Below are 1,684 nucleotides of genomic sequence, written 5' to 3' on the forward strand. Positions count from 1 at the left end.
AGACAGATCGATCAGCAGGTGCAGTGCCGTCTCCACCGCGATCCGCTCGCGTTTGCGGGCGAAGATCCGGGGATCGCCAATCGCCGATCGGTAGAGCCGCTTTGACAGCAACCGGGGGCCATGGCGACGCGCATGCGAGCGATCTAGGCGCGAGGCCTGCACCAGCCCATCGAGCCGGGCCATCAGCGCCCGGGAGGTCTGCCGGACCTGTGCCAGGCGCTCAAGCCCGGCCTGGGCATCGCCCAAACAGCGCTCACCGCGGGGCAGGATGCAGCGACTCTGGCCGCTGCCCGCCGCCGCGAGCAGACCCCGGAGGGTCTCGAACGGATCAGCCGGCAGGTCCGCCTCGGTGGCCTGCAGCGCTTGGGTCAGTGCGCGCTGTTGTGCAGCCGACGCTTCGCGCGTCACGCTGGCATCGTCGGGCTTTGATTGCTTTGCAACTGAGGCTTGATCGGCGCTAGCGTCCGAGTCCGAGTCCGAGTCCGAGTCCGAGTCTGAAGACGCACTGTCTTCAGCATCCGTGCTCGTACCGGTTTGATGAGCATCATCGTCCTTTGCGGGCTCGGGTCGTTGGCCCTGATCGTTGGTGCCAAGCACGTCGGTTGCGCGATCGTCAGCGCCATCGGTTCCAGCTCCTGAAGAGGGCTGAGCGCAATCTCCCGCTGCGCCTTCGCCTTGCTGCGGGTCATCCTGCGCAGCTTCCGGCGAAGCCTGCTCCGGCTGTGCCGCTTCAGGTGGTTGAGGGGGCTGTTGTCCCTCCTGCGCTGACCCTTGCTCTGCCTCCAGCAGATCCCGCACGCGTCTTGTCAGCTCGGCGACCGCCTCGGTGTTCTGCAACTGCGACACCTCGGTCAGCAGTCCCTGCAGTCGATGCACGGTGCGGGCTGGAAAGACCGCACGCAAGCGCGCCTCAGCGCGTTGTGCTTCGCCCGCCAGTCGCCCATAACCCAGCACGCGATGGCGCAGTGAGAGCAGCAGATAGCTACTCAGTATCCGCACCGGATGCGCTTCCAAGGGCGGCGCCGTCATCGCACCCGCGTCAAGCAGATGCGCACAGACCGCCTGCAAGGTCTCGCGGGTGCCGGGATAAGGACCGGCGAGCGCACGCTCGATGCGCACATCCTCGAGGATGTTCAGGATCTGCCCACTCAGGGCATCGCCTGCCTGGGCCGCACGTCGGTAAACGTCAAAGTCGGTATAGCGCAGATGCGCGGCCTCATGCGCCAGATAGCCCCAGGCGACCGGCAACAGGGCCGAATCACTGGGCAGGGCCGGCACGACGATGGTCTGACCATCGGTCAGGGCCTCGCTGCCGCCGACGCGGACAGCGACGCCGAACTGGCGTCCCAGCGCCGCGGCAACGATCGGCATAGCCCGGTGCAGCGTGGTTGAGGGTGTGATCATCAGGTGTCTCCGAAACATCAATCGGGGACCGCCGCCGCTGTGGGGCCGACGGCCCCACAGGGGTGATGGATGAGGCCGTCAAGACTCCGGTTGGAGCCGGTGACGGCCTGGGTGAAGGCTCAGAACCAGAAGTCTTGAGCGCTGATCGGCTCGGGTGGCGTCGATGAAGCCGGCGCCGGGGACGCGTTGGTCGACTCGATCTCCAGGGACTCGTCCTGGCCGTCGATCGCATCGTCATTGAACAAGGCGTCGAAGTCCGTGATCCGCTCCGGGTGGGTCA

The 1,684-nt window shown here is 66.4% G+C and carries 1 protein-coding gene; it reads right to left on the reverse strand.

Translation table 11 applies throughout. The features are described from left to right. On the reverse strand, positions 1-1,404 hold a 1,404-nt coding region (locus VBE63_RS28830; RefSeq protein ID WP_323686414.1), incomplete at its 3' end, for a VWA domain-containing protein. Positions 1,405-1,684 lie beyond the last annotated feature (280 nt).

The organism is Lamprobacter sp. (assembly GCF_034860625.1).
Taxonomy (GTDB): Bacteria; Pseudomonadota; Gammaproteobacteria; order Chromatiales; family Chromatiaceae; genus Lamprobacter.